We start from the raw sequence: 15,266 nt of genomic DNA, 5'->3' as shown, positions 1-15,266 counted from the left end.
AAAATAAATGAAGGCTCCGGCCGCAATTACAATCAGTTGAAATTGAAAAAAATACTTTTAATACTTTCTTTTTTAATCTGTGGAAACGCTTTTTCACAGATACTGTCTTCCAATTTGGAGAAGAAGACCCTTGCTTTAGGTGAAGTTAACCGTCTGGTGATTAAAATAGACAATATTCACGAGCTACAGGTGGTTTCAGCTCCCAAAAATGAGCTGCTTCCCTTCCATTTTGAAGAAATTAAAGACAGCATCGGACAAAACCAGAATTCTTATGAAAGGAAAATTGAATTTTCAGTCTATGAAGAAGGAAAATTTACCATTCCCGAGCTGGAATTCAATGTCGGAGGAAAGATCTTAAAAACCATTCCTTACGAAATTGATGTTGTGAATACTGCCCAAAAGGGAGACCAGATCAATGACATTATGAAGAATAAGGAGGTGAAGCTTGAAACCAAGGATTACTGGGAGCTTTACAAGTTTTATATTCTTGCAGCTTTAGCGGTTATTGCCTTGATTATAGCAATCATTATGTTTGTCAAATGGGGCAGAAAATCAAAAAGTTCGCCTGTTGTTGCCACCAACCAGACTTTAAAGGAACTGGATTCCCTGAAAAAGAAAAAATATATAGAAGGAGGCGATTTCCGTTCGTTCTATGTTGAATTAATAGATATATCAAGAAAATTCATTAGCAGACAGTATCAGCTTCCTGCAGACGTTCTTCTTACAGATGATCTTATCGACGTCCTGAAAAAGAATAATACCATCTCCCAGGAAAACGAAAGGATAGTGGAAGATGTCTTTTTAAGAGGCGATCTGGTAAAGTTTGCCAAAACCTTCCCTGATCAGACCACGATGGAGAAAGATTTTGCTGATATCCGAGATTTTGTGAAGAGATCATCAAAAGATTTAGAATTTGAAAACTTAAGAAAGGATGCTTGATTTTGAATTTTACAGTCCGTGGTTCCTGCTGCTTTTCCTGCTGTTCATTCCTCTTTTTATAAAAGATGCGGGTGGAAAACGAAAGAAAGGGATCAAAGTTCCTACCGTCCGGAATATGGATGACAGTGGAGGAATCCGTGCTGTGCTTGCTCTGCTTAAAGTTTCAAAATATATTATTCTCTCTGCGCTGATTATTGCAATGGCCAGACCGAGAACATTTACAGTTTCCCAGGACAGGGACGATACCAAAGGAGTCGATATTATGCTTTCCATAGACGTTTCCCTGAGTATGCTTGCCAAAGACCTCAATCCGGACCGTATTACAGCATTAAAAGATATCGCTGTAAAATTTGTTCAAAAACGTCCGAACGACAGGATAGGGGTCGTAGCTTATGCTGCGGAAGCCTTCACAAAAGTTCCGGTGACTTCCGATCATCAGGTCGTTATAGATGAAATTAAAAATCTGAATTCCGCAGGTCTTGAACCCGGAACAGCTATTGGAGAAGGGCTTTCCGTAGCGGTAAACCACCTGATTAAAAGCAAGGCTAAAAGTAAAGTGGTGATTTTAATGACGGACGGGGTAAGCAATATCCAGAATGCAATTCCTCCGCAGATGGCCGCAGAACTTGCCAAAAATAATAATATAAAAGTATATACCATCGGGATCGGAACCAACGGTTTTGCGCTGATGCCTACCTCACAGGATATTTTTGGTGACCTGATCTTTACGGAAACGGCAGTAACGATTGATGAGAATACATTGAGAGAAGTTGCACAGACAACGGGAGGAAGATACTTCAGGGCTACTTCCAACAGCAGTCTAGAAGAGGTGTATGATGAAATCAACCAATTGGAAAAAACAGATATCAAGGTTTCCAAGCTGTATAATTATGATGAATATTTTAAAATTTTCCTTTGGATCGCATTGGGAATGCTGTTTTTTGATGCACTGCTGCGATGGGTGTTATATAAATTTTTAAGCTGATGAATTGGTCGTTAGGAAATTACTGGTATTTATTATTGCTGCTGCTTTTGCCGCTGCTCTCTTTCTTTTTGATCCGTTTTTTGAAATGGAAAAAGAAAAGAAGGGAGATCTTTGCAGACAGCCGCTTTCATGACAGTCTGTTTGAAAAAAGATCCGGGTTTACAAAATTCTTTCCGGCTTTATACCTTTTGGGAACACTTTTCCTGATATTTTCGATCATAGATCTGTTGAATGGTTCCGAGGAAGTAAAAACCAACCAGAAGCTTAATAATGTCATCTTTATGCTTGATGTTTCCAATTCAATGAATGCGGAAGATATTGATCCCAGCCGCCTTTCGGAAGCAAAGAATCTGATGACTGCCATGATGCAGAAGCTTAAGAATGATAAGATTGGAATCGTCATTTTTGCAGGGGAAGCCGTTTCTATTATGCCGCTTACCACAGATTACGGTTCTGCGGAAACTTACATAAGTGCTGTGGAAACAGGCTCAATGAAGATTCAGGGGACCGATTTCCTGAAAGGAATGCAGGCTGCTGTAGAGAAATTTAAAAATGTAAGCAAAGGCTCAAGAAAAGTTGTTCTGCTGAGTGACGGGGAAGATAACGAAGGCAATGATAATGCGGCGATACGACTGGCCAATAAAGAAGGAATATCCATAACATCGGTAGGAATAGGGACAGATGAAGGCGCTCCGGTTCCGGAATACGTTTTCGGACAGCTGATGGGCTATAAAACCGATATGGACGGAGGAACGGTAATTTCCAAAAGACAGACGGAAGCCCTTAAAAAAATGGCGGAATCTACAGGAGGAGATTATATAGACGGAAATAACATTAATGAAGCTCCGGATAAGATCATTGATGCCATGAAAAGGAAATCTTCATCTGCACAGACGCTGGTGAAATCTCAGAATGCCAATCATTACTATCAGTACTTTTTAATAGTTTCTATTTTCTTTTTCTTTTTAATTTATATCTTGAATCCGAAAAAAGATTTCAATATTTAGTTTTTATACTTTGTTTATCAAGATTTTAAATAAGTACTTTAACCGAACTTTAACAAATAGAAGTCTGTTTATTAACATATAAAGGAATAATTTTGCAGGTAATGAATACTAAAATCATTTTTTTATCGTTTCTTATTGTTTTTACATTCTCAAACGTATTGTCTGGGCAGGAAAACTATAGAACTTTAGTCTATGAAGGTAATCAGAAATTTAACGGAAAAGACTATGACGGAGCGTCTTCCAAATATATGGAAGCCGTAAAAGTGAATGAAAAAGACTTTACCGCGCATTATAACCTGGGAAATGCCTTATATAAAAGTAAGAAGTATGAAGAGGCTAAAGCAGAGTTTGACAAAGCCCAGAAGCTTTCGCAGACGCTACCGGATAAAACGGCTGCCCTTCATAACCTGGGGAATGCATACATGCAGATGAACCAGCCGGAAAAAGCAGCTGATTATTATAAGCAGGCCCTGAAACAGGATCCTTATAATGAAGCAACCCGGAAGAACTATGAAATTGCCAAGCTGAAAGAAAAAGAAAAACAGCAGAAGCAGAAAAACGAACAGAACAATTCAGGAAAAGGCGGCGGTGGAAATGATCAGAATAAAAATGATGATCAGAAAGGAGACCAGAAAGATCAGAAGCAGGATCAGGGCAGCGGCCAGCAGAATGAAGGAAAAAGCGAACAGGGAAATACTCCTAAGCAAAACCAGGATGATGAGGGAAAAATGCCTAAGAACCTTGAAAATGCGATATTAGATAAAGTCAACGAAAAAGAAAAAGAAACCGCCAGAAAAATCTTAAATAAGAATTCTTATTCGGTGCCGCAGAGCAACGAAAAAGATTGGTGATGCAGCAAAAACTGATTTACATATTATTCCTTTTGACCTCCGTGATTTCTTACGGACAGGTTAATCTTTTTATGGAATCTGATAAATCAGAATACAACGGAAAGGATATTGTAAACCTTACCATAGTTCTGGAGCTTAACGGGATTGATCTTGAACCTCAAACCCGCTTTCAGCTTCCTGATCTCTCAAAGTTTAATATTATAGGAAGCGGATCAATGACCAATACGTTGATCGATCCTGCCACCAATACACTGATTACCCAGAAGATTTCAAGAATTGCCCTTGAGCCGAAGAAAAGAGGTAAAATCAAGATCGGATCTGTTTTGGTAACCGTCAATAATAAAATTTACAAGACTGAGCCTTTTGATGTAAATATTAAGGATATTATTGATAAAAGATCTCTTGCCAGTAATCTTTCCAATGAAGTCTATCTTAATATGGAGATAGAAGACCGTGAGGTTTATCAGGATCAGCCTACAGTAGCTGTATTGAAGGTGTATTCTAAGAATATGGACAACCTAAGAAAAGTAAAGGACGTTCATCTTCCCCGTCAGAATAATATCAATGTGCATCCTATCAGCTTCAGCAAATCGGAAATAGATCCTTCGGGATCAAATAATATGGCTTCGCAGGTTCTGGCTGTATTTATGGTATTTCCTAATGAAGCAGGGTATGTTGAGGTTCCGTCTGTGTCGGCATCGGTAAGCACCTATTCCAATAAGAATAAAATTGTTTCCAATAAGGTAAAGCTTAATGTAAAAAGACTCCCTGAAGGATCACCCGATTACTTTAAAAATGCGGTTGGGAACTTCAATGTAAGTGTTTACAATGCATCAAAAGAGAAAATAGAAGTTAAAAAACCGATTAATGTAGTGGTTAAAGTTTCAGGCGAAGGCAATCTTCCGGATATGCACTTGCCTAAGATTGTTTCCTCACCTGATTATGAAGTGTTTGCTCCTAAGATTACCTCTAAGGTAGTTCCTGGAACTACGGGAATGAAAGGGGAAATTTTGGCCAGTTATGTTGTGATTCCTAAAAAGGCAGGACCTATTTCGATTCAGACTGAGAAATTTGCATTCTTTGATCCGGCCAGCCGCGAATATGTAGACCTTGGCCAGAAAACGCTTGACCTGAATGCATTTTCCCATGACCAGATCCTGGAATCGCGTACTACCGTTGAGAAGGTAAACGAATATACCAACACGCTTCTTGAAACGGTGGATACTCCGGTTCTGAAAACAACGACGTTTAAAGTAAAAGAGAAAAGTAAATTCCACTGGAATATCCTTTTAACCAACATTTCTATTCTTGTCGGGTTATTTATCATGTATCTGTTATTTAAGACATGGCAAAAAAAACGAGCGTTAGTTAAAGAAACAGCAACCCCGAAACCGCTGGGATCTGTGGCTGAAACAGAAAAAGAGATCAGAGAAACGCTGAAAACAGATATTAATGATTATTTCAGCTATTTGGAAAATCTTAAAGATAATGAAGATTATCAGAAATTTTTCGATACCCTGGAAGAGATGGATATTGATGTGAGAAAACAGTATTTCCAGAGTTCTTCCCAGGATTTCAGACTCTTCCTGGAAAGCTATAAAGGTTTGGCTGTTGCTGAAGAATACAGGAATCTCTTACAAAGGATTCAGGTAGAGAAATACTCTCCTTTGAAATCTGCAGAAGGAATGGAAGATCTTTTAAAAGCAGTTGTTAATTTGTATTCACAGATTAGCAAATAATCAATTTTTTTTCATATTTTTGCGAAATTTTTAATTACAAAGAGATGGAAATACTTAATGATTTCTCTATTAAAGAGATTGTTACCTGCTTTATGGTTCTTTTTGCCGTAATTGATATTATCGGTTCTGTTCCTATCATCGTAAGCCTTCAGCAGAAGTTTGGACAGATAGAAGCAGGAAAAGCATCGATTACTGCCGGACTGATCATGATTGTTTTTCTTTTTGTAGGAAATAAAATCCTTAAACTGATAGGAGTGGATGTGAATTCCTTTGCGATTGCCGGTGCTTTTGTGATTTTTATCATAGCCCTGGAAATGATCCTTGGAATTGAGATCAACAAAACGACAGAAGCTAAAGCTGCATCCATCGTCCCTATTGCGTTTCCGCTGGTTGCAGGAGCGGGAACCCTGACGACTACGCTATCGCTCAGAGCTGAATTTCACGATATTAATATTATTTTAGGAATTGTTCTCAATACAATTTTCGTATATTTGGTGCTGAAATCAGCGAAGTGGCTGGAAAACAGAATGGGGGAGGCTACCCTGTCTATTCTTCAGAAAGTTTTCGGGATTATCCTTTTAGCGATTTCAATTAAATTATTCACCGCTAACTTTGCCCAATTGGTGCAAAACTATATTAATTTTTAAGTATCATGCAGAAGTTTTATAAAGTATTTCTAGTTGTGTTTATCGTGTTTATTGCCATCAATCTTTATGCATTAGACTGGCAGACGGATCTTTTATCAGAAGATAACCTGAAGTTTGTATTTTCAATTGCTTCAGCGGTTATTGGCCTTATTTTGCTTTTTGTACTGGATACATGGAGCAGGATCGGAGCTAAGAAATAATTCAGAATTACATTATTCTATATAACAGGCCTCTTTCTTTGGAAGGAGGCTTTTTTGTTTTCTGATGGAAGGTGGCTGAGGTTCTCGAAGCCACCTTACCTTAAAAAACAACCAGATTTTTTAAGATTGCTTCCGATTTCAGCTCCGTTTCTCTCCATTCTTTTTCCGGGCTGCTCTGGGCTGTGATGCCACCACCTATGAATACATGTACAGAATCCTTGTAAAGCTTTGCACATCTGAGATTAACAAAATACATTACACTTTCCTCTGTTTCTACTTTAATGAAGCCGGAATACAATTCACGCGGAAATTTTTCCAGTTCCTGAATGCTTTTTTTACAGAAATCCTTTGGAATACCGCACACGGCAGGAGTAGGATGAAGGTCGTTAATAAGGCTGTCCAGATCTTCAGGATTTATTTGCGCTTTAAAATCTGTTCGCAAATGTTTGATATTTCCCGAAATATGGTCGTAAGTCTCTGATATTTCTATATTTCCGGAATAATTTTTAAGTGTATCCTGAATATAGGAAGTTACAGGTTTCTGTTCCTCGATTTCCTTTTCTGTCCATTCTTCAGACACAGGAAGTGTTCCTGCAAGGCTCATGGTTTCAAATTCATGAGTTGTTTTGTTGAATTTTCCTAAAGTTTCTGAAAAAGCTCCCATCCAGGCATTTTGTCCGTCATTAAATAGATATCTGAAGGCATTAGGGTAAGAAGTACAAAGTTTTTTAAAGCTCTCTTTAAAATCAATCTGATTAAAATCCCTGAAGATATTTCTTCTCGAATACACCAGCTTTGGAAGCTTATGATCTTTAATCACCGAAATAACCTGATGAAGACTGTCAATATATTCTTCCTTGGTTTCTGCATTGAAAAAGCTTTCGTCTTTCAATAGAGTCTCATTGGTAATGATTTCCCGTTCAAACTTTTCGGAAGCATTGATAATACCACCTTCAAAACCGATCTGCCTTAAAAGGTCAAAAGAATGAAACTGAACGGATTCTCCGTTTTGGTTCTGATCTGTTGAATATAATGTTTCGTCGAAGGGAAGTTTGAAGTAAATCATGCGCTGTGGATAGGTTTTGAAAATCGTTCCTGCTGAAATATAACAGAAAAGTTCCGGGGTAATTTTCCTTTCAGCAAAGGTATTACTAGTCTTAAAAATGTCAAAATATAAAGACTGTTTTTTAACGAAACATTTCTCATATTATATTCCGGAAATAAAAAAAGACCCAATTTTTCTTGAGTCTTTATTGTAGTTGATATTTTTAGGATTATCTGAGAAGGATATTGTTCGTCATCGTTGTATGGTTGATGAGCACTCCTTTTTCATCCCTGATCTCGATTTCAGAAACATGCATTGTTTTTCCTTTTCTGATAAAGCGTGCCGTAGCTGTTACAATGCCGTCTTTTTTACTCTTAAGATGGTTGGAATTGATATTCGTTCCCACTCCGTAATACTTACTGCCGTCGATGAAAATATTGGACAGGCTTGAACCTAAAGTTTCCGCCAGCACACAGCTTGCTCCTCCGTGAAGGATCCCGAATGGCTGGTGTACTTTTGGTTGTACCGGCATGGTAGCAGTCAGAGTTTCATTTTCAACGTCAATATCTATGAATTGTATTTCAAGTGTTTTGGCTAGTGTTACCCCGTTTCCCCAGTTGTTTAGGAACGTAAGGAGCTCTTCTTTGGTCTGACCTTTCATTGTATAAATGATGAATGATGATTGATTAATGATGAATAATAAATGGATGAAAAAGTAATTCCGTTATCTTTTAACTTCTTCTTCGCTGCCGTTGCCTATGATATTCGGATTCCAGTTTGCAGGAATTTTAGGAACGATGTCGTATTTTACATAGTAATCCTGGATTTCTGCCATAATCTCGGAAAACGGAACTGAAGCAATTCTTTCATAAGGGATGGTATAGCCCAGATAAACAATTTTTCTTTTGAAATCACCTGCTGCCAGGACGATGGGAACTTTTGCAGCCAGGGCCATATGATAAAACCCTTTTCTCCACTTCGGTACCCAGCTTCGTGTTCCTTCAGGAGTAATAACAAGACTGAAATCTTCCTTTTCAAATTGTCTGGCAACAAAATTCACCAGGTCATTTTTCTGGCTTCTGTCGATACCAATGCCCCCAAGCCCTTTTACCACACTTCCATACCATGCTTTGGTGTGGGCATCTTTAATGATGATTTTCAAAGGCTTTTCTAAAGACCAGTAGGCAAGATTTCCTAACAGATATTCCATGTTGTGGGTATGGGGGGCTACCACAAGGATACATCGGTTCAGGCTTTTTGCATCGCCCTGCAGGACGACTTTCCAGCCCAGCATCTTTAACATCAGTTTACCTATCAGTTTTTTCATATATCTTCAGATTAAAAACAAAAAAGTATAACCTATTTGGTTATACTTTACAAATATATTGAAATATTATCGCTCTTAAAACAAACCGCTGATTAAATCTACGATCTTCATAACAATTTCTAATGCAACTTGTACCATGGTTAAGGTGTTTTTTAATGATTTGGTTAATTATTTTTTAACTATACGAATGTATGACATTTTTTTAACATAGCGAACTAAATAATAAGTTTTTTTTCCAATCTCTGAGAGAAGAAGAGTGTGAATTTCAAACGGTTGCCTTCCATTCACACCTCCTGCACTCTCTGAAGTTAATTATTTAGTTTGTATGGAAATTTCGTCTTTTCCGTCTTTGATTTTGATGTCTACGTTTTTGTTCATCTTTTTGATGGTAGACTTCATGGAATCGATGACCTGGTCTGCCTGTGCTTTCGGAACTTTTTTCCCGTTGATGATCAGGCTGTCTTTATCATCAGAGTTATATTCTATGGTAGAACCATTTACAGAAATTTTATTCTTTTCTATTCTGATTTTACCGTCTTCGTCATGCTCCTGGTCGTTATCATTGATGCCGTCTCCGTTTAAATCCCCGTCGAAATCCATTCTGTCATTTTTTAATGGGATTACTACTGATTTTGCAGGAACCACCAACTCATAATCAATGCTGTAATCTCTGAATCTGTGTTCATAAGGATATTTTACATAGTTGGGAAGAATGATCTTATTGTTGATGATCTCTACCGGAACATTGACGTTCAATGGAAGGTTGTATCCTTTTGCCTCTTTTTTAATGATCAGATATGGAGTTTTAATGTCAACTTTTCTTGTCACCTCTACATGGATCCAGTCTTTTTTGTAAACCGAAACCTTGTCGGAGTAAAGATCATCATCATACCCAGTGAAGTTTTGAGGAATTGCCACCTGTTTTACATCCACATATAGAGTATCTGAAGTTGTATTGATAGAAACTTCTTCTGTATCTTCCTTGTGTCCTTTCAGGAACATTTCTTTTTTAGCCATGCTTACTCCAAAGAAGGTTCCCAAACATATTACTGCCAGGAATAATGCTCCTAAAACCCAACCGATATTTCTCAACTTGGTTTTTGGTGAAAAGATCTTAATACTTAGCAGGCTGAAAAGAACTGCAGGAATTAAAGATCCAACAATAATTAATGCTAAAAATACATTGTAAAGCCCATCGTTATCAAGAAGGAATTTCATTTCATCGGCTCCGGGAAAGTTTGAGTCAATTCCGAAAAGACCAAAGACTACAAATACTCCTATAATGCTGCTTAAAGCCATAAATGCGAAAAAGATTCCAATGATATATTTTAAAACATTCCAGACTCCGCTTCCAGCATTGCTGATGTAAGGCTTATTTTCAGTGTAAATTTCACCAGCTCTGGTTGTTGTCTCGTTGGCGAATTGCACAATTTTACTGGATTCTTCCTTTAAATTATCAAAATTCAATGGTTTTCCCTTCATTTTCAAAAAGTCTGATGCAGTTTCTGCTTTAGGTAATACTGCCCAGAGAATAAAATATAAAAGGACAACTAAAAACGAAGACCCGGGAGCAACCCAAAGAAAAAGAAATGCACCCACCCAAATTAATCTCATCCAGGTAATGTCCATACCAGAGTAGGCAGCTAAACCGGCACAAACTCCTGCGATCTTTTGTTTTTCAGGGTCACGGAACAATTGCTTTTTATCGGAATATGTAGTTCCTGTAGTATTCTGTCTGTTACTGTTTTTTTCAGAATAGTAAGCTTCTTCCTGCTCTTCGATCTTTTCAGGAGTACCGATCTGAGCAATTACTCTTTCTACGTCTCCATCGTTGATGACTTCTCTTTTACCTAAAGAATCTTTGAAGATTTCAACCATTCTGATTTCTATGTCGTGCATTACCTCTTCTGCTTCCGAAGCGTCCAACGAGCTTCTAAGAGCATTCAGGTAATCGCTGAGCTTTATATATGCGTGTTCTTCTATAGTGAAAGAAAAACCTGCGAGTCCTATTGAGAGTGTCTTGTTCATAGCTTTGTTTTTTAATTTTTTTGTGTGATTTGGTTTACTGAATCTGTCAGTTCTGCCCAGGTATTTTGAAGTTCGTCCAAGAAGAGTTTTCCTTTTTCTGTGATCTGGTAATATTTTCTTGGTGGTCCTCCGGTAGACTCTTCCCATCTGTAGGAAAGGAACTCGCCATTTTTCAGTCTTGTAAGGAGAGGATAGAGGGTTCCTTCCACTACATCCAGTTTTCCTTTTTTAAGTTCATCGATAAGGTCGGAAACATACATTTCACGATGATTGATGAGACTTAAAATACAGAATTCCAGAATTCCTTTACGCATTTGCGCTTTGGTATTTTCAGTATTCATCTTTAATAAGTTTTGTTAATTAGTTATATTTTCAGAATAATGTTCCTAGCTAGATAAACCTATTCCGATTTTACATTACAAAGATATGTAAATAAAATGGTATTATGCAATACAAAGTAGTGAAATTATTTTGAATTTTACATTAACTTATTGATATTCAGTTGTATAAATTTTAGTTGCAATTTGTCATGAATTTGAAATCAGTTAAAATCGGCTTTGAGATTTTAATTTTTTGTACTTTTGAGAAAGATTTTACAGAAAGAATTCAGTGAAATTATTTAAAACAAGCACAACTCAGATGAATCACAAAATAATATTGCCTATTATCCTTTTCGGAAACTTTTATTTGGCTCAGAATCAGTTTGAGTTAAAAGATGCCTCCAAGAATTACAATGTAAAAATCAATGTGGAAACCTGCGAAAACAATGAATGCAGTGGAAAATCAACCGTTGAGCTTTGGGATAAAAAGACTTCCGGAAAATTCCAGACCCTAACTTCAGACAATTTAAACTTCTATTTGAACGAGGATCAGAAGCCTACTGCGAATATCATTCAGTTATACAACGAACAAAGTCCGCTGATTTTTGATGATTTCAATTTTGACGGAACAGAAGATGTAGCCATCAGAAACGGAAATGAAAGCGGCTATGGAGGTCCTTCTTATGACGTTTATGTATTTAATATTACGAAAAAGCAATTTGTTCCGAGTGACGAATTAACTGCTTTGGCCCACGAAAACCTGGGAATGTTCAATACGGATTCTGAGAGAAAAAGACTGATTACCTATTCTAAATCAGGCTGCTGCTGGCACCTCACAACGGAATATACGGTAGTTCCGCAACGGGGATTGTTTAAAGTATATGAGCTGGAAGAAGATGCAACCGGAGGCGAAACAGTAAAGGTGACCAAAAAAGAATTCATCAACGATCAATGGACAAAGAATATTAAAACCTATCCCATTAACGAATATTACAAAAATTAACAATGAAGATACAGAAGGAAATCGATTTTATCCTGGCAGTGGATGCCCTGAAAAACGTACAAAGAAGAAATTATAATGCCGACGATTCCAGAAGGGAAAATACGGCCGAACACTCATGGCAGATCATTATTCTGGCTCAGATTCTTTATCCATACGCCAAAAACCGTGTAGATATTGATCTTTTACGGGTTATAAGAATGCTTTCCATTCATGATCTGGTGGAAATAGAGGCGGGTGATACTTTTCTTTTCGATGAAAAAGCAATGGTAGGAAAATTCGAGAGAGAGAAAGTTTCAGCCCAGAAAATTTTTGGAATCCTGGACGAGCCTTTACGTACTGAATTTTTTGAGCTTTGGCTTGAATTTGAGGAAGAAAAGACCCCTGATGCTATTTTTGCCTGTTCTATTGACCGTATTATGCCCTTTATCCTGAATTCCCATACTTCAGGGAAAAGCTGGACGGAAGCTGGTGTTACCGAAAAACAGATCAGAAATATGCTTGAAAATGCCATCACAAGAGCATCAGATGAAATGGGAGAGGCCTTTGAAATGTTGCTGAGTAGAAGTCTGGAGACAGAAAAAGTGATCAGATAGACCTCTGATAAAGTTAAAAAAAGTTTCGGGCGGCCGCAGGCCGCCCGAAAACTTTTTTTTATAATCATCATTACATGATCCTGATCGGCTTTTTAAATTCATCAATGGCTACAAACGTAAAATCGCCTACAATAGCTCTTTCTCTTTCATAAGAGTACATCTGTTCCGTATAGATCTCAACATTCACTTTCATACTGGTTTTTCCCACATAGGCAACCTTTCCGATCAGCTCAACAATTGTTCCGGCAGGAATAGGTTTTTTGAAATCGATCTTATCGCTGCTTACGGTTACCACTCTTTTTCTTGCAAAACGTGTTGCGGTGATAAAAGCAACTTCATCCATCAGCTGCATGGCTGTACCTCCGAAAAGAGTATCGTAGTGGTTGGTGGTATTCGGGAAAACCGCTTTAAAAATTCTGGTTTCGGATGCTGCAATTCTTTCTTCTGTAGTCATATTTCATTATTAATTAATGCGAAATGAAATATTATTAAAATAACAGAGCAGATACAGGAATCAAAGGAATCCCTGAAAACAGTCCATCAGATCAATAAACTTCAGATCGCGAAAGTTTCTTGTTTAAAGAAATAGGCAGGTCTCCTGACTTGTAACATCTTTTATCTCCTTCCCGTGCCCTGCACAGTGGATCCTTTGATAAAGACTTAAGTTACTTACAGTTGCGCGACAGTCCGTGATTCTCACACGGTTCCCTTTTAATCTGCGTTAAGCAGAACCAGTTTCTGTGATGAATTAGCGTTAAAACTTTTTCAGGGCAAAAATAAGAATATTACAGAAAAAAATGGCAATTATTCCGGACTATTGTAAATAATCTGGCTCATAACCTTGCCTTCCTTGATCGTCCAGAGTGTGGTATACCTGTTTTCACCGGAACCATTGATCATGTAAAGATAGATATGGTCATTGTCAAGGGCAGTTACGCCGATATTGTTGAAATCCATGGTGGGCTGGAACATATTTTTAATGGCTTCTCTTACAAAAACAGAACCTCTTCCCGGTTGCTGAACCCTGATGGATTTAATTTCCGTCATTCCTTCAGGAAGCGCATCTTTAATTCCCCACGGCTTTATTTTATCGATGGTAAGAATTTTTCCGTCCGCATCTTTTTCCTGCTTTCTGTAACCGGCATTGGAAGGATAAATATCGATAACAACCTTCGTTCTTTGGGCAGTCGGGATTTTTGGATTGCTGTTGTCTGTGAAGATAAGTGATTTCCCGTTTTTAGATTTTGAAGGCGTAAACTGAGGAAGCTGATCGATGAAGGCAACACGTCCCTTGTTGACCATTCCTTCCTTATCAAGATTCTCGTATCTTACAAAAGGCTTTTCTTCATCCTGCTTTTCAGGATATTTGATCCATATCCATTCCGTTTCTCCCGGTGCAGGTTTTACATAAACAAATACATCCCCTTTACGCATCCGGATCTTGTCTACAATTTTTCTGTAGTCGTCCTTATGAACACGCACATTGGCGTAGCCCTCTTCAGCTTTTACAACGCCGAAAGGAACTTTATTCTGTCCTTTCACAAATGATAAGGAAAATAGACTGAAAGCGGATAAGTACAATGCTTTGTTTACGGAAATCATTCTATGAAATTTTTGATCCTTCAAATATATAAATTAAATGCTTTTTTGATCTGTAAAATATAAAGGGATTTGATTAAAATTATCAATATTTCCTGAAAATTGTATGAAATTCTTCATCAGGAACTTCGTCTGAATTATTTCGCAGGCAATTTTTAAAATATTTTAAACGGTTTCAGCTTTTGGGAAGATAATGAAACTGCTGCAGCTCTTTAACATCTTTTATCTTCCTCAGATAAGTTCCGGACAGAAGGTAAATATCATCAGCCATATCTAAAATTACACTATAATTATGATCAGAGATAATGATTCCTTTATTTTTCGATTGGGATTTAATGATTAATTTCAATTCCTCTACGGCTTTTGGAGAAACACCGCTGAAAGGCTCATCCAGAAGAATAAATGCGGAATCGCAATAAATAATGATCAATGTTTCAACAATTCTTTTCTCGCCACCTGAAAGATTTCTGGAAGTTTTATCCAGAAATGGCTGCATCATTTTTAAACCACATAGAAGTTCTGTATTTTCTTGGGTGCAGAATAAAGGGATAAGCTTTCGTATGCTGCATTCTTTGGGAAGAAAGGAGGACCGTTGCGGCAGATAGGCAATTTTGTTTTTTCTGTCAGACTGATTTTTAAGAATGGAATCATTAAACTTAATAAACTGTGTATCTCCTTTTACAGTTCCGAAAATAATTTCCAGCAGCGTAGATTTTCCATTGCCGGATGAACCAAAAAGTGCCGATATTTTTCCTGTTTCACAACTTAAATAGACATCCTGCAAGATTTTTCTCTGGCCAAAGGATTTGGTAATACTGTCAACATGAAGCCTGTTCATAAAAATTTGGTCATGATTTTAATAATTAAACCTAACGACAAAGTGACCACCCACAAAAAAAGTTTTGAGAAACCGAAATGAGCATAAAATAATATTCACTTTTAAGCCTTATATCATAAATAAAGAAATGAAGAAGTGGAAAAAT

At 37.4% G+C, this 15,266-nt stretch carries 17 protein-coding genes and 1 riboswitch; of the genes, 9 read left to right on the top strand and 8 right to left on the bottom strand.

The window, feature by feature from the left end; all coding sequences use genetic code 11:
- The first annotated feature begins 42 nt into the window (after nt 1-42).
- From BUB03_RS04690 to BUB03_RS04660, 7 genes are all read left to right on the top strand, one after another.
- The gene (locus tag BUB03_RS04690; protein WP_139258763.1) at nt 43-939 is read left to right on the top strand and encodes a BatD family protein; all 897 of its coding nucleotides are present in this window, start codon (nt 43-45) and stop codon (nt 937-939) included.
- Nucleotides 932-1,924 (top strand): VWA domain-containing protein, encoded by a 993-nt coding sequence (locus BUB03_RS04685; RefSeq protein ID WP_073060596.1) that lies wholly within the window; start codon nt 932-934, stop codon nt 1,922-1,924. Before BUB03_RS04690 ends, BUB03_RS04685 begins: the two co-directional genes overlap by 8 nt.
- The gene (locus tag BUB03_RS04680; protein WP_073060594.1) at nt 1,924-2,931 is read left to right on the top strand and encodes a vWA domain-containing protein; all 1,008 of its coding nucleotides are present in this window, start codon (nt 1,924-1,926) and stop codon (nt 2,929-2,931) included. The genes BUB03_RS04685 and BUB03_RS04680 overlap by 1 nt, the downstream gene beginning before the upstream one ends.
- Nucleotides 2,932-3,032: 101 nt before the next feature.
- Nucleotides 3,033-3,782 carry a tetratricopeptide repeat protein gene (locus BUB03_RS04675; protein WP_052352682.1) on the top strand — a complete coding sequence of 250 codons (750 nt, stop codon included), beginning with the start codon at nt 3,033-3,035 and terminating at the stop codon, nt 3,780-3,782.
- Nucleotides 3,782-5,521: a BatD family protein gene (locus BUB03_RS04670; RefSeq protein ID WP_040998692.1), complete on the top strand. Its 1,740-nt coding sequence runs from the start codon at nt 3,782-3,784 to the stop codon at nt 5,519-5,521. Before BUB03_RS04675 ends, BUB03_RS04670 begins: the two co-directional genes overlap by 1 nt.
- Before the next feature lie 44 nt (nt 5,522-5,565).
- Entirely contained in the window at nt 5,566-6,168 is a 603-nt protein-coding gene (locus BUB03_RS04665) for a MarC family protein (RefSeq protein ID WP_040998694.1), read from the top strand.
- Nucleotides 6,169-6,173: 5 nt separating this feature from the next.
- Nucleotides 6,174-6,368, top strand: a complete 195-nt coding sequence (locus BUB03_RS04660; protein WP_040998697.1) for a hypothetical protein — start codon at nt 6,174-6,176, stop codon at nt 6,366-6,368.
- Between the two features lie 100 nt (nt 6,369-6,468).
- Here BUB03_RS04660 and BUB03_RS04655 read toward each other — a convergent pair whose 3' ends face one another.
- The 5 genes from BUB03_RS04655 to BUB03_RS04635 form a co-directional block, all read right to left on the bottom strand.
- On the bottom strand, nt 6,469-7,434 hold the full coding sequence (locus tag BUB03_RS04655) for a chorismate-binding protein (RefSeq protein ID WP_073060592.1): 966 nt from the start codon (nt 7,432-7,434) through the stop codon (nt 6,469-6,471).
- Nucleotides 7,435-7,642: 208 nt separating this feature from the next.
- Nucleotides 7,643-8,074 carry a PaaI family thioesterase gene (locus tag BUB03_RS04650; protein WP_073060589.1) on the bottom strand — a complete coding sequence of 144 codons (432 nt, stop codon included), beginning with the start codon at nt 8,072-8,074 and terminating at the stop codon, nt 7,643-7,645.
- Between the two features lie 63 nt (nt 8,075-8,137).
- A complete protein-coding gene (locus BUB03_RS04645; RefSeq protein WP_073060588.1) occupies nt 8,138-8,740 on the bottom strand; it encodes a 1-acyl-sn-glycerol-3-phosphate acyltransferase in 603 nt (200 codons plus the stop codon).
- A 312-nt stretch (nt 8,741-9,052) separates the two neighbouring features.
- Nucleotides 9,053-10,768 carry a PspC domain-containing protein gene (locus tag BUB03_RS04640; protein ID WP_040998701.1) on the bottom strand — a complete coding sequence of 572 codons (1,716 nt, stop codon included), beginning with the start codon at nt 10,766-10,768 and terminating at the stop codon, nt 9,053-9,055.
- Nucleotides 10,769-10,779: 11 nt separating this feature from the next.
- Nucleotides 10,780-11,109 (bottom strand): PadR family transcriptional regulator, encoded by a 330-nt coding sequence (locus BUB03_RS04635; RefSeq protein WP_040998703.1) that lies wholly within the window; start codon nt 11,107-11,109, stop codon nt 10,780-10,782.
- A 298-nt stretch (nt 11,110-11,407) separates the two neighbouring features.
- On the opposite strand from BUB03_RS04635, the gene BUB03_RS04630 reads away from it, so the two are divergent.
- Both BUB03_RS04630 and BUB03_RS04625 read left to right on the top strand, forming a co-directional pair.
- Entirely contained in the window at nt 11,408-12,091 is a 684-nt protein-coding gene (locus BUB03_RS04630) for an XAC2610-related protein (RefSeq protein WP_040998705.1), read from the top strand.
- 2 nt (nt 12,092-12,093) lie between these two features.
- Complete coding sequence (locus BUB03_RS04625; protein ID WP_040998708.1) at nt 12,094-12,684, top strand: HD domain-containing protein; 591 nt, start codon at nt 12,094-12,096, stop codon at nt 12,682-12,684.
- A gap of 70 nt (nt 12,685-12,754) precedes the next feature.
- On the opposite strand, the gene BUB03_RS04620 is transcribed toward BUB03_RS04625, so the two are convergent.
- The 3 genes from BUB03_RS04620 to BUB03_RS04610 all read right to left on the bottom strand — a co-directional run bounded on the left by BUB03_RS04620 (nt 12,755) and on the right by BUB03_RS04610 (nt 15,121).
- The gene (locus tag BUB03_RS04620) at nt 12,755-13,138 is read right to left on the bottom strand and encodes an acyl-CoA thioesterase (protein ID WP_040998710.1); all 384 of its coding nucleotides are present in this window, start codon (nt 13,136-13,138) and stop codon (nt 12,755-12,757) included.
- Between the two features lie 117 nt (nt 13,139-13,255).
- Nucleotides 13,256-13,435, bottom strand: a riboswitch (cobalamin riboswitch).
- 53 nt (nt 13,436-13,488) lie between these two features.
- Nucleotides 13,489-14,286, bottom strand: coding sequence for a hypothetical protein (locus BUB03_RS04615; protein WP_073060585.1), 798 nt, complete (start codon nt 14,284-14,286; stop codon nt 13,489-13,491).
- Nucleotides 14,287-14,458: 172 nt separating this feature from the next.
- Nucleotides 14,459-15,121 carry an ATP-binding cassette domain-containing protein gene (locus BUB03_RS04610; RefSeq protein ID WP_073060582.1) on the bottom strand — a complete coding sequence of 221 codons (663 nt, stop codon included), beginning with the start codon at nt 15,119-15,121 and terminating at the stop codon, nt 14,459-14,461.
- Nucleotides 15,122-15,266: the final 145 nt, after the last annotated feature.

Source organism: Chryseobacterium oranimense, assembly GCF_900129755.1.
Lineage (GTDB): Bacteria > Bacteroidota > Bacteroidia > Flavobacteriales > Weeksellaceae > Chryseobacterium > Chryseobacterium oranimense.
The sequence above is the reverse complement of the archived record's forward strand: the minus strand, read 5'-3'. Positions and strand labels throughout refer to the sequence as shown.